A 476-nucleotide genomic window follows, 5' to 3' on the forward strand; every position below is an offset into this window, starting at 1 on the left:
CATATATGGTTCATACATATCAATCGTTACTGTTTTGACTTTTTGTCTGAGTTTTAAAGAATAGCGATAAAAATGATCTTTTAGCGATTTTAACTTACGATCCGCTACCACATCTACGATGCGGTGCGATACAGCATCTGCATAAATAAAACTCATTTTTCCGATAACATTTTTAACACTTTTAAATTCGTCCATCATTAAGTGTTCAGGTAAAGCATCAAAAGAAGACTGACCTACGTCGCTTGCCGCTTGATTAATCACTCTAGACACAGTCATTGATGATACTAAGCATGACTTAGCGATAGATTTTTGAGAGCGGCATTCTTGTGCTTTATTTAAAACTGCAAGTTTTGTTTTATTTGAAATAAAGCAATGAGCGTCGACAATATTAGATTTAGCAGTAAAATGACTATCGCATGTTTTACAATAAAATCTTTGTTTTTGAAGATTTAAATAAGCGGGCATTTCCATAATTT

Annotated in this window: 1 protein-coding gene; it reads right to left on the reverse strand. The window is 33.0% G+C overall.

Features of this window, described 5'->3' with window-relative positions; translation table 11 throughout:
- Window positions 1-476 (reverse strand): transposase (locus IDG65_RS14205; protein WP_206174211.1); only part of this gene is annotated, 476 nt, incomplete at both ends.

It is taken from the genome of Staphylococcus sp. EG-SA-17, from assembly GCF_017151845.1.
Taxonomy (GTDB): domain Bacteria; phylum Bacillota; class Bacilli; order Staphylococcales; family Staphylococcaceae; genus Staphylococcus; species Staphylococcus aureus.